General features: G+C 58.5%; 24 protein-coding genes. 11 read left to right on the forward strand and 13 right to left on the reverse strand.

All coding sequences use genetic code 11. From position 1 onward, the window contains the following. Positions 1 to 9: 9 nt before the first annotated feature. From sdhA to sdhC, 3 genes are read right to left on the reverse strand one after another with little or no spacing between them, the layout of a single operon-like run. Complete coding sequence (sdhA, locus tag DY251_RS05145; RefSeq protein ID WP_116622805.1) at positions 10 to 1,836, reverse strand: succinate dehydrogenase flavoprotein subunit; 1,827 nt, start codon at positions 1,834 to 1,836, stop codon at positions 10 to 12. A gap of 4 nt (positions 1,837 to 1,840) precedes the next feature. Beyond that, positions 1,841 to 2,224 (reverse strand): succinate dehydrogenase, hydrophobic membrane anchor protein, encoded by a 384-nt coding sequence (gene sdhD, locus DY251_RS05150; protein WP_116622806.1) that lies wholly within the window; start codon positions 2,222 to 2,224, stop codon positions 1,841 to 1,843. Next, positions 2,224 to 2,646: a succinate dehydrogenase, cytochrome b556 subunit gene (sdhC, locus tag DY251_RS05155; RefSeq protein WP_116622807.1), complete on the reverse strand. Its 423-nt coding sequence runs from the start codon at positions 2,644 to 2,646 to the stop codon at positions 2,224 to 2,226. Before sdhC ends, sdhD begins: the two co-directional genes overlap by 1 nt. Positions 2,647 to 2,940: 294 nt before the next feature. Between sdhC and DY251_RS05160 the strand changes: the two genes are divergently transcribed. Together DY251_RS05160 and DY251_RS05165 are read left to right on the forward strand one after the other, a co-directional pair. Further along, positions 2,941 to 3,276, forward strand: a complete 336-nt coding sequence (locus DY251_RS05160; protein WP_425373282.1) for a hypothetical protein — start codon at positions 2,941 to 2,943, stop codon at positions 3,274 to 3,276. 7 nt (positions 3,277 to 3,283) lie between these two features. Next, on the forward strand, positions 3,284 to 4,054 hold the full coding sequence (locus DY251_RS05165; RefSeq protein ID WP_116622809.1) for a COG3904 family protein: 771 nt from the start codon (positions 3,284 to 3,286) through the stop codon (positions 4,052 to 4,054). A gap of 33 nt (positions 4,055 to 4,087) precedes the next feature. Here DY251_RS05165 and leuC read toward each other — a convergent pair whose 3' ends face one another. The 4 genes from leuC to DY251_RS05190 form a co-directional block, all read right to left on the reverse strand. Beyond that, positions 4,088 to 5,497, reverse strand: a complete 1,410-nt coding sequence (gene leuC / locus DY251_RS05170; RefSeq protein WP_116622810.1) for a 3-isopropylmalate dehydratase large subunit — start codon at positions 5,495 to 5,497, stop codon at positions 4,088 to 4,090. Between the two features lie 245 nt (positions 5,498 to 5,742). Continuing rightward, a complete protein-coding gene (locus tag DY251_RS05180) occupies positions 5,743 to 6,252 on the reverse strand; it encodes an MgtC/SapB family protein (RefSeq protein ID WP_116622812.1) in 510 nt (169 codons plus the stop codon). Between the two features lie 63 nt (positions 6,253 to 6,315). Further along, a complete protein-coding gene (locus DY251_RS05185; RefSeq protein WP_116622813.1) occupies positions 6,316 to 7,140 on the reverse strand; it encodes an amino acid ABC transporter permease in 825 nt (274 codons plus the stop codon). Between the two features lie 16 nt (positions 7,141 to 7,156). Next, positions 7,157 to 7,945 (reverse strand): transporter substrate-binding domain-containing protein, encoded by a 789-nt coding sequence (locus DY251_RS05190; RefSeq protein WP_116622814.1) that lies wholly within the window; start codon positions 7,943 to 7,945, stop codon positions 7,157 to 7,159. 196 nt (positions 7,946 to 8,141) lie between these two features. Here DY251_RS05190 and DY251_RS05195 point away from each other — a divergent pair, with 196 nt between their 5' ends. The 3 genes from DY251_RS05195 (at position 8,142) to DY251_RS05205 (ending at position 9,576) form a co-directional block, all read left to right on the forward strand. Continuing rightward, entirely contained in the window at positions 8,142 to 8,813 is a 672-nt protein-coding gene (locus DY251_RS05195) for an LON peptidase substrate-binding domain-containing protein (RefSeq protein WP_116622815.1), read from the forward strand. An 11-nt stretch (positions 8,814 to 8,824) separates the two neighbouring features. Beyond that, a complete protein-coding gene (locus DY251_RS05200) occupies positions 8,825 to 9,040 on the forward strand; it encodes a Trm112 family protein (RefSeq protein ID WP_116622816.1) in 216 nt (71 codons plus the stop codon). A gap of 113 nt (positions 9,041 to 9,153) precedes the next feature. Then, entirely contained in the window at positions 9,154 to 9,576 is a 423-nt protein-coding gene (locus DY251_RS05205; RefSeq protein WP_116622817.1) for a metallopeptidase family protein, read from the forward strand. A 2-nt stretch (positions 9,577 to 9,578) separates the two neighbouring features. Here the strand turns inward: DY251_RS05205 and DY251_RS05210 are convergent, their stop codons facing one another. Both DY251_RS05210 and DY251_RS05215 read right to left on the reverse strand, forming a co-directional pair. Continuing rightward, complete coding sequence (locus DY251_RS05210; RefSeq protein ID WP_116622818.1) at positions 9,579 to 9,785, reverse strand: DUF1737 domain-containing protein; 207 nt, start codon at positions 9,783 to 9,785, stop codon at positions 9,579 to 9,581. Next, a complete protein-coding gene (locus DY251_RS05215) occupies positions 9,782 to 10,666 on the reverse strand; it encodes an HpcH/HpaI aldolase/citrate lyase family protein (RefSeq protein WP_116622819.1) in 885 nt (294 codons plus the stop codon). The genes DY251_RS05210 and DY251_RS05215 overlap by 4 nt, the downstream gene beginning before the upstream one ends. A gap of 121 nt (positions 10,667 to 10,787) precedes the next feature. Between DY251_RS05215 and DY251_RS05220 the strand changes: the two genes are divergently transcribed. The 5 genes from DY251_RS05220 (at position 10,788) to DY251_RS05240 (ending at position 15,515) form a co-directional block, all read left to right on the forward strand. Further along, positions 10,788 to 11,954, forward strand: coding sequence for an NAD(P)/FAD-dependent oxidoreductase (locus DY251_RS05220; RefSeq protein ID WP_116623115.1), 1,167 nt, complete (start codon positions 10,788 to 10,790; stop codon positions 11,952 to 11,954). A gap of 75 nt (positions 11,955 to 12,029) precedes the next feature. Further along, positions 12,030 to 12,635 (forward strand): 3-isopropylmalate dehydratase small subunit, encoded by a 606-nt coding sequence (gene leuD, locus DY251_RS05225; protein ID WP_116622820.1) that lies wholly within the window; start codon positions 12,030 to 12,032, stop codon positions 12,633 to 12,635. Beyond that, positions 12,632 to 13,015 carry a RidA family protein gene (locus DY251_RS05230; protein ID WP_116622821.1) on the forward strand — a complete coding sequence of 128 codons (384 nt, stop codon included), beginning with the start codon at positions 12,632 to 12,634 and terminating at the stop codon, positions 13,013 to 13,015. The genes leuD and DY251_RS05230 overlap by 4 nt, the downstream gene beginning before the upstream one ends. A gap of 64 nt (positions 13,016 to 13,079) precedes the next feature. Continuing rightward, positions 13,080 to 14,180 carry a 3-isopropylmalate dehydrogenase gene (gene leuB / locus DY251_RS05235; RefSeq protein ID WP_116622822.1) on the forward strand — a complete coding sequence of 367 codons (1,101 nt, stop codon included), beginning with the start codon at positions 13,080 to 13,082 and terminating at the stop codon, positions 14,178 to 14,180. A 300-nt stretch (positions 14,181 to 14,480) separates the two neighbouring features. Then, positions 14,481 to 15,515 (forward strand): aspartate-semialdehyde dehydrogenase, encoded by a 1,035-nt coding sequence (locus DY251_RS05240; protein ID WP_116622823.1) that lies wholly within the window; start codon positions 14,481 to 14,483, stop codon positions 15,513 to 15,515. A 366-nt stretch (positions 15,516 to 15,881) separates the two neighbouring features. Here the strand turns inward: DY251_RS05240 and rpsP are convergent, their stop codons facing one another. From rpsP to ffh, 3 genes are read right to left on the reverse strand one after another with little or no spacing between them, the layout of a single operon-like run. Further along, the gene (rpsP, locus tag DY251_RS05245) at positions 15,882 to 16,280 is read right to left on the reverse strand and encodes a 30S ribosomal protein S16 (protein ID WP_116622824.1); all 399 of its coding nucleotides are present in this window, start codon (positions 16,278 to 16,280) and stop codon (positions 15,882 to 15,884) included. Between the two features lie 45 nt (positions 16,281 to 16,325). Further along, complete coding sequence (locus DY251_RS05250) at positions 16,326 to 16,661, reverse strand: chorismate mutase (protein WP_116622825.1); 336 nt, start codon at positions 16,659 to 16,661, stop codon at positions 16,326 to 16,328. A 9-nt stretch (positions 16,662 to 16,670) separates the two neighbouring features. Next, complete coding sequence (gene ffh, locus DY251_RS05255) at positions 16,671 to 18,251, reverse strand: signal recognition particle protein (RefSeq protein WP_116622826.1); 1,581 nt, start codon at positions 18,249 to 18,251, stop codon at positions 16,671 to 16,673. Positions 18,252 to 18,516: 265 nt separating this feature from the next. Between ffh and DY251_RS05260 the strand changes: the two genes are divergently transcribed. Further along, positions 18,517 to 19,206 (forward strand): DUF2270 domain-containing protein, encoded by a 690-nt coding sequence (locus DY251_RS05260; RefSeq protein WP_116622827.1) that lies wholly within the window; start codon positions 18,517 to 18,519, stop codon positions 19,204 to 19,206. Here the strand turns inward: DY251_RS05260 and DY251_RS05265 are convergent. Beyond that, a complete protein-coding gene (locus DY251_RS05265) occupies positions 19,203 to 20,099 on the reverse strand; it encodes a CPBP family intramembrane glutamic endopeptidase (RefSeq protein WP_116623116.1) in 897 nt (298 codons plus the stop codon). The two genes, DY251_RS05260 and DY251_RS05265, sit on opposite strands and share 4 nt — an antisense overlap. Between the last annotated feature and the right edge of the window lie 48 nt (positions 20,100 to 20,147).

The raw sequence follows: 20,147 nt of genomic DNA on the forward strand, positions 1-20,147 counted from the left end.
CTCTACCCCTTAATACACGCGCGCCTTGGGCGCGATCCTGGCCGGGTCGATGCCACCATCTTCATAGGCAAGCTGCGGCTCGGTATGCACCGCACGATAGCCCAGCGTGACCTTGCCGTTGGCGTCCACCCAAGACAGCGTATGCTTGCGCCAATTCTTGTCGTCCCGCTTGTCGAAATCCTCACGCGCATGCGCACCGCGGCTTTCCTTGCGCGCCTCGGCTCCGTAAACCGTACAAATGGCGTTCGCCATCAGGTTTTCCAGTTCCAGCGTTTCGACCAGATCGGAGTTCCAGATCATCGAGCGGTCAAAAACCTTGATGTCCTTCAACTCGCCCCAGATCTTCGAAATGCGCTTGCACCCTTGCTCCAACGTATCCTGCGTGCGGAACACTGCAGCGTCTTCCTGCATGGCGCGCTGCATACGCTCGCGCAACACAGCGGTTGGCGTCGAGCCATTCGCGTGGCGCAGCTGGTCGAAGCGATCCATGATCTTGTCGACCGAAGCCATGTTCAGTGACGGGATTGCCGCGTTGCGGTCCACCACCTGACCGGCCTTGATGGCGGCGGCGCGACCAAACACGACGAGATCGATCAGTGAATTTGATCCGAGCCGGTTTGCACCATGCACCGAAGCGCAGCCTGCTTCACCAACGGCCATCAGGCCCGGCTGAATACGGTCCGGCGCTTTTGGCGTCGGGTTCAGCACTTCGCCCCAATAATTGGTCGGAATGCCGCCCATATTATAATGGACGGTCGGCAAGACCGGGATCGGCTCACGGGTAACGTCGACGCCTGCGAAAATCTTGGCCGATTCGGAAATGCCCGGCAGGCGCTCATGCAGCACAGCAGGGTCCAGATGGTCGAGATGCAGATAGATGTGGTCTTTCAGCTTGCCGACGCCACGGCCTTCGCGAATCTCCATGGTCATGCAGCGCGAAACCACGTCGCGCGACGCAAGATCCTTGGCCGAAGGCGCGTAACGTTCCATGAAGCGCTCACCTTCTGAATTGACCAGATAGCCGCCTTCGCCGCGCGCACCTTCGGTGATCAGACAGCCCGCGCCATAGATGCCGGTCGGGTGAAACTGAACGAATTCCATATCCTGCAAGGGCAGGCCCGCGCGCGCCACCATGCCGCCGCCGTCACCTGTGCAGGTGTGCGCGGACGTTGCGGAGAAATAGGCGCGGCCATACCCCCCCGTCGCCAGCACAACCATCTTGGCCGAGAAGCGGTGGATCGTGCCGTCATCGAGATTCCACGCGACGACGCCGATACAGGTGCCGTCATCATCCATGATGAGATCGAGCGCAAAATACTCGATGAAGAACTGCGCATTGTTGCGCAAGGACTGTCCGTAGAGCGTATGCAGGATGGCGTGGCCGGTGCGGTCAGCCGCTGCGCAGGTGCGCTGCACGGGTGGACCGTCGCCAAAATTCTGCATGTGCCCGCCAAACGGCCGCTGATAGATCTTGCCTTCCTCGGTGCGCGAGAATGGCACGCCATAGTGCTCAAGCTCATAAACCGCAGCCGGAGCCTCGCGGGTGAGATATTCCATGGCATCTACGTCGCCGAGCCAGTCCGAGCCCTTGACGGTATCGTAGAGGTGCCACTGCCAATGGTCCGGTCCCATATTGCGCAACGAAGCAGCAATCCCGCCCTGCGCCGCGACCGTGTGCGAGCGCGTCGGGAAAACCTTGGTGATGCACGCCGTTTTGAGGCCCTGTTCGGCCATACCGAGCGTAGCGCGCAGACCCGCACCGCCAGCCCCGACAATCACGACGTCAAATTTATGATCGACATATGTATAGGCGGAAGAAGCCTTTTCCGATGCCATTGGGTCAGGCTCCAAGTGTAAGCTTGATCAGCGCGTAGAGCGCCGAAGCGCCGATCAGAATTGTGAAAAACGTGTTGAGCATGAGCGCGAGCAGCTTCACGCCCTCATTGTGCAGATAATCCTCGATGATGCTCTGCATGCCGAGACGCATATGATACAGCACCGCAAACAGCGTTAACCCGAGTAGCAGGCCGACAAAGGGGTTTGCCAGCGCCGCGCGCGTTTCCTCATAGCTTGCGCCGTTCAGCGCAACAACGAGCCCGACAAAGAACAGTGTGAGCGGCACATTGGCGATGGCGCTGACGCGCTGCTTCCAGAAATGATCGGTGCCTTCATGGGCCGAACCATATCCGAGAACCTTTTTAAGAGGCGTTGTCATGTCGCGCATCACATCGCTCCCCTTGCAAAAATGGCGAAGAGCCAGATCAGAACTGTGATCGTCACCGAACCGATCAGCGTTGCCCACGCGATCTTCGACGCGGTATGCTTTTCCATGCCGGTTGCGGTATCCCAGATCAGATGTCGAATACCACCGAGCATGTGATGAATGAGCGCCCAAGTGTATCCGAACAGCACGAGGCGCCCGATCAGAGTGCCAAACAGCCAGCTTACGAAATCAAAATATTGGGCATCGGTCGCGGCCGCGATCAACCACCAAACCACGAGCAACGTGCCAAAATAGAGCGCACCACCAGTGATTCGATGTACGATCGACATCGCCATGGTGATGGTCATTTTATAAACCGAGAGGTGCGGCGATAACGGACGCGCCTTTTTTCCCGGCGCTTGGGTGGCTGTGGACTGGCTCATGGCTCCCCTGACGTCGCTTGTCCTTCTGAACCGGACGGGCCGGTTCTAATCGCTTTTTGCACTGCGTCAAAGACGAAAAACACTTTCGGCAGCACTATTTAACGCGGAAAATAGTCTTAATCGATTGAACCGCTTGCCGCACCGCCAGCATATCCGACTGTGGAAATTAACCATAATTAACGAATGCGCTGATCTTACCCCTTTGGCGGCCTTTAAAGAGAGTTAATAAATCGTTAACGTAAGCATTGAGGAGGCTTGCATCTCATGGCTGGGGAGACAGGCTCAATGCAGTTGATGAAATCATTTCTATGTGCGGCAGCTGTGGCGGCTGTAACGGCGACCGGCGCGATTGCGCAGGATTTTGCCTACGCGGATTCGTACGGCAATCTGGTTATCGAGAGCGCGGCTGGCTACAAGCGCATTCTGGTCGGGCGCGGTCGCGATGCGGACCGCGTAAACAATTACCTCGACCGGGGACAGCAGCGGCGCCAGCCTGCGGAGTATGTGCTGCCGCGCAAGCTTTACCTTGGTTATCGCGATTGCTATCGGCCGGGCGCTTTCGTCAAGGGACGGTCCTACATGTATGGTCTGGCCGAAGGCGAAATGCCCGTACTTTCGGATTGCCGGTAGGCGCGCCATGAGTCTCGCGCTGGACCTTCCGCGCAGATCATCGAGGGGCTTTCGCAAACTTGGCTTTGCGGGCGAATTGCTGATTGCGATATTGGGCGGCGCGACAATTGGCGTTTCCGGCGCATTTGCACTTGCAGACGCAGAGCAGCAGCCAGCGCAGGTCGAAGAGGTACATACCGAACCGATTCGGGCAACACCTGAAGCGCTGGCCAAGCCCATGAAGTTCACGCTCACCGGCGACGGTGTGCTGATCGCGCAGGGCAGCATCGAACCCGGCACGGCAGCTAAGTTCGAAGCCAAATTGCAAGCGCTTGGCGAGAGTGTGAAGGCGGTATCGCTGAATTCGCCGGGCGGCTCGCTGAACGAAGCCATGTCGATGGCGCGCCAGGTTCGCGCGCATAGTTTGGCGACCGAGGTGGCAGATGGCGCGATCTGTGCGTCGTCTTGCCCGCTTCTGTTTGCAGGTGGCGTTGAGCGAACGGCAGGATCACGGGCCGCAATCGCGGTGCATCAGTTCTATACCCGACCGGTTCCCGGACTGCGCGGCAGTATCGACGCGATGTCCGACGCGCAGCTTACCACCGCGCGCGTGTCTCGACATTTGCTGGAAATGGGTATCGATCCTGCTGCGTGGCTCCATGCGCTCGATACACCACCAACCTCACTCTATTATTTCTCGACATGGGAACTGGCGGAGTATCATTTCACGACGGGGCGCCAAGCTCCGTCGGATGATGGTGTGTTTGGCGCGCTGGCGCACTTTCTGGAAACGATTTAGCCAGATTTCACCCTCATCCGCCCAGGCTTCGATTCAATTCCAATCGCGAATGTCGACGAAGTGACCTTCGATAGCCGCGGCGGCGGCCATTGCTGGCGAGACGAGATGCGTGCGGCCCTTGAAGCCCTGACGGCCTTCGAAGTTGCGGTTTGACGTCGATGCGCAACGCTCGTGCGGCTTCAGCCGGTCGTCGTTCATGGCGAGGCACATGGAGCAACCCGGCTCGCGCCAGTCAAAACCAGCTTCGATGAAGATCTTGTGCAGGCCTTCGGCTTCCGCCTGCTCCTTCACCAGACCGGAACCCGGAACGATCATCGCATTGACTGTCGAAGCTACCTTGCGGCCTTCGACAACCTTTGCAACGGCGCGCAAATCCTCAATACGACCATTGGTGCACGAGCCGATGAAAACGCGGTCAACCGCGATGTCGGTGATCTTCGTGCCCGGCTTCAGACCCATATATTCAAGCGCGCGATGCTTGGAGCGGCGCTTGTTTTCATCCTCGATTTCCTCGGGATCCGGCACAACGCCCATAACGGATGCGACGTCTTCCGGCGATGAACCCCACGTAACGATGGGAGGCAGCTTTGCAGCGTCCAGCACGATTACCTTGTCGAAATGCGCACCCTCATCGGTGTGCAGCGTTTTCCAATAATCGACGGCCATGTCCCACGCCGCACCTTTCGGCGCTTTCGGGCGGCCGTTGATATAGGCAAAGGTAGTCTCGTCCGGCGCAATGAGGCCTGCGCGCGCGCCGCCTTCGATGGACATGTTGCAGATGGTCATGCGGCCTTCCATCGACAGCGAACGGATTGCCTCGCCCGCATATTCGATCACATAGCCGGTTCCGCCCGCCGTTCCAATTTCGCCGATGATGGCGAGGATGATGTCCTTCGCAGTCACGCCTGCCGGCAACTGACCATCGACACGCACAAGCATGTTCTTGGCCTTCTTCTGGATCAGCGTCTGCGTCGCCAGCACGTGCTCGACTTCCGAAGTGCCGATGCCATGCGCGAGCGCACCGAATGCGCCATGCGTCGAGGTATGGCTGTCGCCGCAAACAATCGTCATGCCCGGCAGGGTGAAGCCCTGTTCCGGGCCGACAATGTGTACGATACCCTGACGGTTATCGTTCTCGGAATAATATTCGACGCCGAAGTCTGCCGCGTTCTTCGCCAACGCTTCAACCTGAATGCGGCTTTCCTCATTCTTGATGCCGAAGCGGCGATCAGGTGAGGTTGGCACGTTGTGGTCAACGACGGCAAGCGTCTTTTCCGGGTGGCGCACGGAACGGTTAGCCATGCGCAAACCTTCAAAGGCTTGAGGACTGGTCACTTCGTGCACGAGGTGACGGTCGATGTAGAGCAGGCAAGTGCCGTCCTGCTGACGGTCGACAACGTGATCATCGAAAATCTTGTCATAAAGGGTGCGTGGAGCGCTCATTTGCGTAAATCCGTCGATTAGAATTTTGGAAAGCCCGGCTTGGGCTGAAACGAAACCAGTGGGGTCGTTCAGGCGGGAAGTCGACTCGTCAGCGCGCCAGAAATCCGCGCAAAGAACCGTGCCGGCAGGCGTTTCTTGTCCTGCAGCACGAACCCTTTGTAGTGCGGATCCGAAAATAGCCGTTCCATGCGCCGCCTAATAACAGTCTTTTGCGGTGGCGGCAATCGAACACCGCGCCGCGCGCGCTAGTCGTGCGGTTTGGAGTCCTGCGCACCCGGTTTCTCAAACTTCGGCTTGCGCTCCATACTCTGCAGAACCATGAGCACGATCAGTGTCAGCAGCGTGCCCAGCCCGGCGATTTGCCAGAAGCCAAGCCCGGCGGAAAGGCCAATCGCTCCGGCCAGCCACATGCCCGCACCCGTGGTAAGGCCATGCACTTCGCCCTTCGCAAACAGTATCGTACCCGCCGCAAGAAAGGCGATGCCTGCCGTTACCGCTTCCACGGCGCGGATCGGGTCGAACTTGAAAAGTTCGCCCTCAAACATCGGAGCGTGCGCAATCTCGACGGTTAGAATGCCGAAGGTAGCAGCCGCCACGCACACGAGAATATGCGTGCGCAAACCGGCGGGGCGATTGTTCACTTCGCGCTCGTAGCCGATTGCTGCGCCGAAAATTGCCGCAAGCAACAGACGCGCCGCAATGACCGGAAATGAAACATAGGTCGGATGGCCAAATTCTTCGACAAGCGCTTCCATGAGAACCCCTCAAAACTGTTGGGCGCAAAACGCGGCCAACAAAATTGGGTTCCCTTGTGCCGGTTAATGTTCCGGCGCAGTTGTCGTGTTGAAACGCATTCGGCGTTCCAGCGCGCGCAGCGCAAGCGAAAGCCCGATTGTCAGGATCAGGTAGATATAGGCAACGATGGAATATGTTTCGAAGAACCTGAACGAGCCCGACGCATAGATTTTGCCCATCTGCGTGATGTCCGCGACACCAAGCACGGAAACCAGCGAACTGTCCTTCACCATCGCCACGAAGTCATTGCTATAGGGCGGCAGGATAGTGCGGAAGGCTTGCGGCCAGACGACATGGCGAAACCGGCGATAGCGACCAAGCCCAAGCGCCTTCGCAGCCTCAACCTGCCCAACCTCGACGGACTGAATGCCCGCGCGAAAGATTTCGGCGATGAATGCGGAATAGCCAATGGTCAAAGCGATGATCGCGCGCCATTCCAGCGAGAAGTCCCGAACCGACGCTTCCCCCAATAGACCCAACGCCTGCAACGGTTGTGTCAGCACATTCCAGAGCGCAACCATCGCTGGCGCACCCACAAAGGCGATCCAGAAAAGCAGGACCAGCATAGGCACGCCGCGCACGATCTCGATGTAGAATCGCGCAATCTGGCTGATGACGGTAGAACGCGACAGGCCCATCAACGCCACTGCCAATCCAAGCGCCGAGGCCAGCGCATAGCCAATCAGCGTGACGCGAACCGTGACGCCGACGCCCTTGGCGACGGTTGCGAATACCTGCGAATAAAGCCCGCTCGTGGCGATCAGCACAGCCACGGCGATAGCAATAAGGATCGCGGCAACCAGCCAGTACGGAAAATCCGGCCGCAGCGTTCTGCGCTTGACTGTCATCGAATAGGATGCGCCGTTACTGGCCCATCTTATATTCGAGGAACCATTTGCGATTCAGCTTGTCGAGCGTTCCATCGGCCTTGAGCGCTGCAATCGCCTGATTCACGGGCGCAACGAGGTCAGACCCCTTCTTGAAGATGAAGCCGAAATCCTCGGTGCCAAGTGGTCCGCCCACCATTTTCAGCGCACCGTCGGAAGCGTCCACGTAGCCCTGTCCGGCCGTGCCATCGGTCAAGACCGTATCGACGTCACCGGTCTTCAGAGCCTGCACGCTGGCGCCGAATGTTTCGAACAGCTTGATGCGTGGGTTCTGCTCATTGCCATCGAGAACGCTATATACGGCGGTGTAGAATGGCGTCGTGCCAGCCTGTGCGCCGACAAGCCCATCCTTGAAAGCGGCAAAACTCTTGGCATCGTTGAAGCGATCCTCATTGCCACGCACGAGCATGAACTGTTCGGAGCGCATATAGGGGTCGGAGAAATCGACCTTCTCCTTGCGATCTTCCTTGATCGTGATGCCCGTCATGCCGATGTCGTACTGGCCGTCCGACACTGCCTGAATCATCGCGTCCCAGGAAACGTTCTTGTATTCCACCTTGAAATTCAGCCGCTTGGCGATTTCGTTCATCGCATCATATTCCCAGCCGATGGCCTGTCCGGTCTTGGGATCCACAAATTGAAGCGGCGGATAGGCGTTCTCAGTGACAACGGTGACTGACTTGCCACCGAGGTCCGGCAAGGATTGAGCCACGGCGACAGTTGAAAAAAGGCCCAGCAGACCTGCAAGAAAATATCTAAGAACCATGATGCGCTCCGGAAAAAGGCGCGCAATCGCGCCCGCGATGTGCGAAGTTTAGCCGCTGCATCAAACGTTGCAAGCGGCTCGCATGCACTTGCAGCACTCAGCCAGGAAACTTATTTTCGAAGACCGCCAAACAGGCGCCAGAAATTTCTGGCATAGTGACAGCGGTTATTGCAGAAGCTCCCGACAGGAGACGCATGTGCAGGTAGGCAACGCCCACTACCGATTCGAAAAGGATCTGCCCAAGAAGGCAGTGCTTTTTCCCCTGAGCGGCGCGCTCTTGTTGCCCGGCGGGCGTCTGCCGCTGAATATTTTCGAACTGCGCTATTTGCAGATGATCGATTTCGCGCTTTCGAGCGACCGGCTCATAGCCATGATCCAGCCCGCGCTGGATGGCGCGATCCGCTCTGATGGCGAACCGGAATTGTGCAAGGTTGGCTGCCTCGGGCGCATCGTGTCTGTTTCGGAAACGGGAGACGGGCGTTATCTCATCGCCCTCCAAGGCGTGTGCCGCTTCCGCATAGTGGAGGAGGCGAACGTCAAAACACCCTTCCGGCAAGCGAAGATTGCGCCCTTCCTGACCGATATTGCGGAAGACCAAGGCGCGGAAAAGGTTGACCGCACGGCTCTCCTGAACACGTTTCGCGCCTTCCTTGAAGCGAACGACATGGAGGCCGATTGGGAAGGCGTCAACAATGCCGGCAATGCGACGCTGGTCAATGCGCTTTCCATGATGGCTCCTTATGGTCCCGCTGAAAAGCAGGCGCTACTCGAAGCGCCAGACCTTCGCACGCGCGCCGAAACTCTGGTCGCAATCACCGAAATTGCGTTGGCCCGCGACCGCGACGATTATGTCGCCAACCTTCAATAAAGGGGGCGATCATGAAACGCACATCGAAATCCAAGGTCGTTACCCACGAGCAGCCGATCGATATTCGTATGCTCGAAATGCTCGCATGCCCTTTGACCAAAGGGCCGCTGACTTGGGATCCTGCGCGTAGCGAGTTGATCTCGCGAGTTGCCAAACTGGCCTATCCGGTAAGGGATGGCATTCCGGTAATGTTGCCTTCCGAAGCCCGGTCTGTTGACGACGACTAAGGTCAATTTTCGGAAGTTAGCTATTCATCTGCGAATTTTGGCCTCGCATCTTCACGCGCGAATAGTTAAATGCAGCCCGAGAGCGAGACTGGCCGAAGAAAAACGAGAACGAAATGGCCCGCATTTACCAAACAAGAGCATGGGGCGAGCAACTTTCGCCCTCCCTGGACGAGCTGGAACTGCTTGCGCTTGAAAAATACGCAGGCTTGCCGGCGGATTTCCGCGATTTGACGGGCGAACTCGTCATCCAGATCGCAGATTTCCCGACCGATGAGATTATGGATGCACTGTCTTTAGAGACACCATTCGATCTGCTGGGCTTGTTCGAAGGGCGCGGCATAGCAGAGCGCTGGAACCCTGCGACCGGCGAGGGACCGAACCGTATCACGCTCTATCGCCGCGCGATCCTGGACTATTGGTCCGAGAACGAAGAGACGCTGGGTTCGATCATTAACCATGTGCTCATCCACGAGATAGGCCACCATTTCGGCCTTTCCGATGACGACATGGCGCACATCGAAAGCTCGGTCGAGTAAGCTCAGAAGTCCCCGAGCTTGATCAGCGGATCGTACTCAACACCATCGACATCTTTGACGACTGACTGGCCACAGCGCATCGTCTTGGTTTCTGCGTCGAATGCGTAAGTCGGCGAGCCGTAAAGGTGCCAGCCCTTGTTCAGCGCGTTCGTCACCTTGTGACAGAAACTCGAATCGTCTGGACCGCTCAAGAATCGGTAAAGTCTCATGATTGGCGCTCCGTTATTGTTGCCGCCCTGGCAATGAGCCGTTCGGCCTGACTGAGGTGAAGCCGCTCGACCATGCGTCCATTGAAGGAAATGACGCCCTTGCCCGCATTCTCCGGCAGAGCAAAGGTGGCCACAACCGCCCGCGCTTCCTCCAAAGCCTCCGGCGGTGGCGCAAACGCTTTGTTTGCCGCATCGATTTGCGACGGATGGATCAAGGTCTTGCCGTCAAAGCCCATCTGCGCAGCCTGACGGCATTGATCTTCGAACACCGTCGCATTGCTGAAATCGTTGAGCGGGCCATCCAGCACGTCCAGACCGCCCGCCCGCGCCGCCATAACGATATGCGCCAGATGTGGAGCCAGAAAGCGCCGATCATTCGTAACCGCTATGCCAGTTTCCTTGGCAAGATCGTTCGTGCCCACCACGAAGCAGGACAATCGCGCGGCGCGGTCACGTCCGAGTTCTGCAATCGGGCCGAGATTGAGCATCGCGCGCGGCGTCTCGATCATCGCCCAGATGCGGAGATCGGCGTCTTCCTCGTCCAGCACTTCATCCGCATCATGAATGTCACGGGGCGTAGCAACTTTCGGCAGCAGAATTGCATCGGGACGACAGGCGCGCGCAGCGGCCAGATCGTCCGCGCCCCATTCGGTCGTAAGCCCGTTGATGCGAATGACTTTTTCTGCGCCGCCCTTCTGGAATGTCCCGAAAACCTGTTTCAGGCGTTCGCGAGCAGCCGCTTTTTCAGCCGGAGCAACGGCATCTTCAAGATCGAAGATAATCGCATCGCAATTGAGGCTGCCAACCTTGGCGAGCGCCTTCTCATTGGAAGCCGGAACATAGAGAACGGAGCGGCGCGGGCGAAAGGTCTGATCTTGCATCGCGCATCTATGCCGCGCACCCGCCCGCGTGGCAAGGCTGGACCAGCGCGTGGATGCGCCAGAGCGCTTGACAGACGCCGCGTCGTGGCGTTTCGAAGGCCGCAGCGTGCCGGAGGCTGAATTGAACTACGACATCATAATTGTGGGCGGGGCGATTGTTGGAAGCTCCGCCGCCTATTTCCTCCGCAAGGAAGGATTTAGCGGAACCATTGCCTTGATCGAGCGCGACCCGCAATTCGAGCATTCGGCCACGACGCTTTCAGCCGCCTCCATCCGCCAGCAGTTTTCGATTCCTGAAAACATCCGGCTTTCGCAGTTTACGCTCGGCCTGTTTCGGCGGCTCAAGGAAGAGTTCGGCGCGGACGCCGATATTGGTTTCCGCGAGGGCGGCTATCTGTTGCTGGCATCGCCGGAAGGCGCGCCGGTGCTTGCCTCCAACCATCAAATCCAGAAGGCCGAAGGTGCAGATGTAGTTCTGGAAGACGCCGAAGCACTCGCGCGCAGGTTCAGCTGGCTTTCGACCGAAGGCGTTGCGGCAGGTGCCTATGGCCTGTCTGGCGAAGGCTGGTTCGATGCCCACGCGATGCTGATGCTTTTCCGCAAGGCGCTGCGCACGATGAATGTCGATCTCATCAAGAGCGAAGTGAGCGCCATTGAACGCGACGGCAATCGCGTTACCGGCGTGACGCTGGAGGATGGCCGTCGTCTCGGCGCCGGCACGATCATCAACGCAGCCGGGCCAAATGCCGGGGTGGTTGCCAACATGGCTGGCATCGTTCTGCCGGTCGAGCCGCGCAAGCGCACGGTCTTCGTTTTCGAGGCGCGCGAACAATATGGCGACATGCCGCTGCTGGTCGATCCGAACGGCATTTATGTTCGTCCCGAAGGCTCCGTATACATCACCGGAGGTGCCGAATCGGAAGATGGCGAAGCCGCCGCAGACCCGAAAGATTTCGATCCTGACTGGGGTCTGTTTGAAGATATGATCTGGCCGACGCTCGCCAATCGCATTCCGGCCTTTGAGGCTATCAAGCTGACCCGAGCGTGGGCAGGCCACTATGATTACAACACGCTGGACCAGAACGGTGTTATTGGCCCGCATCCAGAGGTCGCCAACTTCATCTTCGCCAACGGTTTTTCCGGCCACGGCCTGCAACAGGCTCCGGCAGTAGGCAAATCACTTGCCGAGCTGATCGTGCATGGCGGCTATCGCACCATCGATTGCTCAGCATTCGGCTATGCACGCATTCCGGCGGGACGCGCTTTCTGCGAACTGAATATTATCTGATCCCTTTGATTCAACCGGTAGTTTGTGTAAAGCGAACCCAAAGCCAATTTCCCGAACCAGATGACGGGTGGAAGCATGGACAAGTTCACAAAGCTGACGGGCGTTGCCGCGCCGTTGCGCATCGTCAACATCGATACCGACATGATAATCCCGAAGGATTATCTGAAAACGATCAAGCGCACCGGCCTGGCCAAAGGGCTGTTCGCAGAGATGCGGTTCAACGAAGAGGGTCACGAGAACCCCGATTTCGTGCTGAACAAGCCAGCCTATCGCAAGGCGCAAATCCTTGTCGCTGGTGACAATTTCGGCTGCGGGTCGAGCCGTGAGCACGCGCCCTGGGCGCTGCTGGATTTCGGCATTCGCTGCGTGATTTCCACCAGCTTCGCCGACATCTTCTATAATAACTGCTTCAAGAACGGCATTCTGCCGGTCGTCGTCAGCCCGGAAGACCTCGAAAAGCTGCTCGACGATGCAGACCGCGGTGCAAATGCGACCCTGACCGTCGATCTCGAAGAGCAGGAAATCCGCGGCCCGGATGGCGGCGTCGTGAAATTCTCCATTGATGAGTTCCGTCGTCACTGCTTGCTGAATGGTCTGGACGACATTGGGCTGACGCTCGAAAAATCCAGCGCAATCGATAATTTCGAGAAGAAGACCGCCGAAAGCCGCCCCTGGGCATGAGCCGAAAGCTCATTTCGACCGGCTCGCCGTTTGAGAAAACGGCGGGCTATAGCCGTGCCGTGGTTCAAGGCGAATGGTGCTTCGTTTCCGGCACGACCGGCTACGACTATTCCAGCATGACCATGCCGGAGAGCGTGGAAGATCAGACACGCAACTGCCTTGCCACCATTGCCGCGGCGCTCGCAGAGGGCGGGTTTGAAATGGCCGACGTGGTGCGCGCGCATTATTACATCACCGATCAATCCTTTGTTGATCGGGTATTCCCCATTCTCGGCGAGACATTTGGCGACATTCGCCCAGCTGCGACGATGATCGTGTGCCAGCTCAACAAGCCGGAAATGAAAATCGAGATTGAAGTGACAGCGCTTAAGCGCGGCTGAACCTTCTTGCCATCGACACGCGGGCGCGCTAGCGAAGCGCGCAAACATTTTCAGGGACATCAACATGGCAGCGCGCAAGCTTTTCCTCCTCTCCGGCGACGGCATCGGCCCAGAAGCAATGGCCGAGGTGAAAAAGATAATAGCCGCCATGAACAAAACCGGCGCGGGTTTTGAAACCGAAGAAGGCCTTGTCGGCGGTTGTGCTTATGATGCGCATGGAAAGGCAATTTCCGAAACCGACATGGAAAAGGCGCTCGCCGCCGATGCAGTTCTGTTCGGCGCGGTTGGTGGTCCGAAGTGGGACAGCGTGCCTTACGAGGTTCGCCCGGAAGCCGGATTGCTGCGCCTGCGCAAAGATCTCGCGCTGTTCGCAAACCTGCGTCCAGCCATCTGCTATCCGGCGCTGGCCGATTCCTCCTCGCTGAAGAAGGACATCATCGAAGGTCTGGACATCCTGATCGTTCGCGAACTGACAGGCGGTGTCTATTTCGGAGAACCGAAGGAAATCATCGACCTTGGCAATGGTCAGAAGCGCGGCATCGATACGCAGGTCTATGACACGTTCGAAATAGAACGCATTTCCGGCGTTGCGTTTGAGCTTGCCCGCACGCGCAAGAACCACGTTACCTCGATGGAAAAGCGCAATGTGATGAAGTCCGGCGTTCTGTGGAACGAAGTCGTGACGCAAACGCACAAGGCGAAATATTCCGACGTGAAGCTGGATCATATGCTGGCCGACGCGGGCGGCATGCAGCTCGTGCGCTGGCCCAAGCAGTTCGACGTCATCGTGACTGACAATCTGTTCGGCGACATGCTGTCGGACGTTGCCGCCATGCTGACCGGTTCGCTCGGCATGTTGCCTTCCGCCTCGCTCGGCGCACCGGATGCCAAGACCGGCAAGCGCAAGGCGCTTTATGAGCCCGTGCATGGTTCCGCGCCGGACATTGCCGGTCAGGGCATCGCCAACCCCATCGCCATGATCGCCTCTTTCGCCATGTGCCTGCGCTATTCGTTTGGCATGGTTGCGGAAGCCGACAGTCTCGAAGCTGCAATTGCCGCGGTGCTGGACGATGGCCTGCGCACCAGGGACATTATGTCCGCTGGAATGCAGGAAGTCGGCACCACCGCCATGGGCGACGCAATTCTTGCCAAGTTCCTCGCGTAAGGCGCATTGACTCGCGGCGCATTCCGCGCGATAGCGCTGCCGCGAACGGAGCGAAAATGTTGAGCCATTCGGCCATCATTACTGTTGATCTCTCCGGCTTCGGACATGACGTCCGCAGCCGGGATGTGCCTGCGCGCCTCCGCTCCACGAAAACCACGGCCAAAAAAACCACCGTCACCACGGTCTGATCTCCCTTGGCCAATCCGCCCTCTCCCCGGGTAAGGCCCGAGGGAGGCGGGACCCGCGAGGCCGGCGGGTTCTTCTCCAAACCAAGCGGAGAGCGACAGGAGACTTTTTGCGATGGGTTTCAAGGTAGCTATTGTCGGCGCAACGGGGAATGTTGGCCGCGAAATGCTGAATATTCTGGAAGAGCGGGGCTTTCCCGCCGACGAGGTGGTGGCGCTCGCTTCCCGCCGCAGCCAGGGCACCGAAGTGTCTTATGGCGACCGCACCTTGAAGGTTAAGTCGCTGGACACTTACGACTTTTCTGACACCGACATCTGCCTGATGTCGGCAGGCGGCAATGTGTCAAAGGAATGGTCGCCCAAGATCGGCAAGCAGGGCTGCATCGTTATCGATAACTCGTCCGCTTGGCGCTATGACGCTGATGTGCCGCTGATCGTGCCGGAAGTTAACCCCGACGCTATTGCCGGCTACACCAAGAAGAACATTATCGCGAACCCGAACTGCTCGACCGCGCAGATGCTGGTGGCGCTCAAGCCGTTGCACGATGCCGCGACCATCCAGCGCGTTGTCGTCTCGACCTATCAGTCAGTTTCCGGCGCTGGCAAGGAAGGCATGGACGAGCTGTTCACCCAATCGCGCGCGGTGTTCGTGGCCGATCCGGTGGAGGCGAAGAAGTTCACCAAGCGCATCGCCTTCAACGTCATTCCGCATATCGATGTGTTCATGGAAGACGGCTTCACCAAGGAAGAGTGGAAGATGGTCGCCGAGACCAAGAAGATGCTCGATCCCAAGATCAAGGTGACCGCGACTTGCGTGCGTGTGCCCGTGTTCATCGGCCATTCGGAATCCGTGAACCTGGAGTTTGAAAAGCCCATCACTGCCGACGAAGCGCGTGACATCCTGCGCGATGCGCCGGGCTGCGTCGTGATCGATAAGCGCGAAAACGGCGGCTACATCACCCCGATCGAGAGCGCCGGCGAAGACGCGACCTACATTTCCCGCATCCGCGAGGATGGCACGGTAGAGAATGGCCTGGCCATGTGGATCGTCTCGGACAATCTGCGCAAGGGCGCAGCGTTGAATGCGGTCCAGATCGCGGAACTGCTGATCGCCCGCGGCCTCATCACGCCGAAGAAGAAGGCGGCGTAGTCCGCCTCATTGCTGCGAGCGCGCCATCCTCGGGCTTGTCCCGAGGATCTACGCACGTTCATTATCCCTCATCCGCCTGCCGGCACCACCCAGCCCTCCGCTATGGCTCCGGGCGTTCGTCATTTGAAAAGCCCATTTTGGGGCTTTTCATCCGCTTCGCGGACCACTCCTCAGCCCTCAAGGGGAGAAGGGGGCTAATTGGGACGTCCCGCTGTATCTACAACGCTTGCAATTGAAGACGGGCTTTGAAATTTCTGCTTCTTCCCTTTTGAGGTAAGGTGCCGGCAGGCGGATGAGGGGTGCCGGCACAAACAAAAAGGCGGGCCAAAAGCCCGCCCTTTTTCACTCAGTGCGTTCCAGCAAAACTTATTCGCTGGCGGCAGCTTCTTCTGCCGGAGCTTCAGCAGCGGAAGCAGCAGCGGCTGCAGCAGCTTCTTCAGCCTGCTTCTGCAAAGCGACGCGCTCCTGCGCCTTCTTGCCCGGAACAGCCTTGGTCGGGTTGCTGCGAGCCGGACGCTTGGCAATGCCAGCCTGATCGAGGAAGCGCAAAACGCGGTCGGTCGGCTGCGCACCCTGCGAGAGCCAATGGCCAACGCGGTCAGCGTCGAGCTTCACGCGCTCTGCATCCTTGGCGAGCGTCGGGTTCCACGAGCCAATCGCTTCGATGAAACGGCCATCGCGCGGCGAACGCGCATCAGCAACGACGATGTGATAGTAAGGGCGCTTCTTTGCTCCCGCGCGGGAAAGGCGGATTTTCAGTGACATTTAAGTTCTCCTAAAGCTCTAAGATCTGCGATTGGTTTTCCGGTCTCATCGATGGACGAGATCGACGTCATTTCTTCCTTCATTGACCGCCTCGTGATGTCGGATCACGTTGGCGATAAGGAAATTCAGGAACTTCTCAACGAAGTCGGGATTGAAGCGCGCGTCAGCGGCAAGGCGCCGAAGACGCTCGATCTGCTCGGCCTCGCGTACCTTGTCGGCAGGCGGCAGATTGTGTTGCGTCTTCAGATAGCTGACGGCTTCCGTGCAGCGAAATCGCTCAGCCAACATGTAAACGATGGCCGCGTCTATATTGTCGATCGATGCGCGCAGGTCTTTCAGCAGCACGCGGGCGCGTTCAACGTCTTCCTGTTCCGATGCCATCCTATTCCCTCACTTCTTCTTGCCGAAACCCGGCAATCCGCCGGGCCCGCCAAGACCTGGCAGCTTTAGCCCACCCGGCAGACCCGGAAGCCCGCCGCTGCCCAAACCGGGCAAGCCACCCGGCAGGCCCTTGCCCAAGCCAGCAGCTTCCGCTTGCTTTTGCAGCGCTTCGAGCTGCTTCGGGTCCATTTTGGAAAGGTCGGGCATTCCGCCCATGCCACCCATGCCGCCAAGGCCCATTTTGGACGCGAGGCCGCCCATCATCTGGCGCATCATGCCGCCGCCTTTTCCCTTGCCGCCCATCGCCTTCATCATGTCGGCCATGCCGCGATGCATTTTCAGCAGCCGGTTGATCTCGGCAGCATCCGTGCCGGAACCGGCTGCGATGCGCTTCTTGCGGCTGTGCTTGAGCATATCTGGATTGGCGCGCTCAGCCTTGGTCATCGACGATATGATTGCGAGTTGGCGCTTGAACATGGAATCGTCCAGCCCCGCCGCTGCCATCTGATCCTTCATTTTGCCAACGCCGGGCATCATGCCCATAATGCCGCCCATGCCGCCCATCTTCTGCATCTGGCGAAGCTGATCACCAAGATCGTCGAGATCAAACTTGCCGGACTGCATCTTCCTGGCCATCGCCGCCGCTTTTTCAGCGTCGATGTGTTCGGCAGCTTTTTCGACAAGCGAAACGATGTCGCCCATGCCGAGAATGCGATCAGCGATGCGCTTGGGATAAAACTCCTCAAGCCCTTCCATCTTTTCGCCGGTGCCGATCAGCTTGATCGGCTTGCCCGTAACTGCACGCATGGAAAGGGCCGCGCCGCCGCGTCCGTCGCCATCCATACGGGTCAGCACGATGCCCGTAATACCAACGCGGGAATCGAAGTTGGTGGCGAGGTTCACAGCGTCCTGACCGGTCAGCGAGTCTGCGACCAGCAGAATTTCATGCGGGTTCGCGGCCTTCTTGATGTCGGCCATTTCGACCATCAAAGGCTCGTCGATATGTGTACGACCAGCGGTGTCGAGGATCACCACATCATGACCGCCGAGCTTGGCAGCCTGCACGGCGCGGCGCGCAATCTCCACGGGCCCCTGGCCCGCAATGATCGGCAGCGTTGCAACATGGACCTGCTCGCCTAGCTGGCGAAGCTGCTCCTGCGCAGCAGGCCGACGCGTATCGAGCGAGGCCATCAGGACCTTCTTGCCCTGTTTCTCGGTCATTCGCTTGGCGATCTTGGCCGAGGTGGTCGTCTTGCCGGAGCCCTGCAGGCCCACCATCATGAGAACCACCGGCGCGGGCGCGTTCAGGTCGATGGGAACGCCTTCGGCGCCCAGCATTTCGACAAGCTCGTCATGGACGATCTTGACGACCATCTGGCCGGGCTTGATCGACTTCAGAACTTCCGCGCCAACTGCCTTGGACCGGATCTTGTCCACGAAGGAACGGATCACATCGATCTGCACGTCGGCCTCAATCAGCGCGCGACGCACTTCGCGCAGCGCAGCCGACACGTCTGCTTCCGACAGCGCGCCTCGTCCGGTCAGATTGTTCAGGATTGAGCCTAGGCGTTCCTGAAGTGATTCAAACATCCAAATCTTCCTTGTCTCTGGCGTGAGCCCGAGAGGTAGGGTGCCAGCGAAGCTCCGGCAACAAGCCGCCCAAAACCAAAAAGCACCCGGGGGCGCATCGCGCTGCCGGGTGTTGGCCTCCGGGATCTGTTTATACCTTTAAGGGGTCCCGGTCGGCGGCTCGGAGTGAAACTCGTCGCTGAATTGCCGCGCTTACACAGCAAAACAGCGCTAAAGTCAAGTTCTGCGCTGCTTGTGAGGCACATCGGCGCACAGGGAGGCAATAATGGTTGTCGAAACTCTGGCCGCAGCTGCAACACCGGGCGTGCCCTTGCCCACAACCTCAGCCGAGCGCATCACAGTGCTCGCGCATTTTCACCGGGCTGAGATTGGACGCATGGGAAGCTGGCGCGACCGCATCGACCGAACGTCGAACTGGGCGATCACGGTTGTGGCGGCGATGTTGTCCGTTTCCCTGTCTACGCCCAATGCGCACCAGGGCGTGCTTCTGTTCGCCATGCTGCTGGTTTTCCTGCTGCTGCGCATCGAAGCGCGCCGCTATCGCTTTTTCGATGTTTACCGCGCGCGTGTGCGGCAGTTCGAACGCCATTATTTTGCGCAGATTTTCTCGCCAGCGCAGGACTACGCGTCCAACTGGCAACAGATTCTTGGCGAAAACCTGCGCGAACCGCGCTTTCGAATATCGCACGCGGACGCCTTCGCGCGACGGCTACGCCGGAATTACGTCTGGATGTTTATGATTCTTCTTCTGGCATGGGTGCTTAAGATCTCTTCGCCCGAACTCGGCGCCATCACGCCGAGCATTCACGAGGGCATTCTGAACGCCAATCTGGGACCCATTCCAGGCATCGCGGTAGTGGTTGGTGTCGGCCTGTTCTATGCCTACCTCGCTTACGCCTATTTCCGCCCCTCCGACGATGCGGATGAAGCGGGTTATGGCGAGGTACACGTCTAACCGGAAACCTTCAGCGGCGAGCGCGAATGCAATAGCAGCAGCGCCGTCAGGCCAACGCAGACAACGCCGACAGCACCGAGCGCTAATGCAAAATCATTGCCCATCGCCGGGTCATTGATCGGCACACCTCGGAAAAGTGCCAGGCCTGCAAACTCATCCTGATGCGCAACCAGCGCAAAGCCGAACAGATTATTGCCCATATGGACACCGAAGGCAGCGCCAAGATTTCCTGTCAGCCAAACCAGAAACATCATCAGCGCGGTGAGCGTGCCGATGCTGATCACGACCAATGCCAGTTGCGATGCGGACATTTGCGGCGTCAGGTGCAGACCAATGAACATGATGCTCGGCAGCACCGCCCATATCCACGGACTGCGAAAGCGATTGGCAAGATTCCGCGGCAGATAGCCTCTGAACAACAACTCTTCGGAAGAAGTCTGCACAAAACACAGCGCAAGAACGGGCACAATGAAAACGAGCCATGTGCCTATATCCAGCGCCGTGCGTTCAAATTGCGGATTGAGAATGTAAATCAGCACCTCGGAAAGCACGGAGGTTAGAAACACTGCCAGCAATCCCTTCGCGAAATCTCCGAAGTTGATGCGCCGCGACACGCCCAGCACATTGCTGAACGGTTCGCGATGGATAAAGCGCGTTGCAATCCACACGCCGATCCAGATTCCGATGAAACTTGCAAGGGTCGCCAGCGTGCCGATCTTCGAACTGAAGAAGGCCAGCGGATCGGCGCTCCGATCTAGAAGTGCGGGCAGACCGGCCAGCAGTGAGGTGCCGAGCCAGCACAGGCCGATGACTACTATGCCGAACAGCAAGCGCCACAGGCTTACCCGACGAGGAGGGCTGGATCTGTAGGCTTCAAAGGCAGGGCTATGCATGGCTGATCGGTCCGGTTCCACTGAGACAACCATAGATAGACAGGTTCC

Origin of the sequence: Mesorhizobium denitrificans, assembly GCF_003403035.1 — a bacterium.
GTDB lineage: Bacteria > Pseudomonadota > Alphaproteobacteria > Rhizobiales > Rhizobiaceae > Mesorhizobium_G > Mesorhizobium_G denitrificans.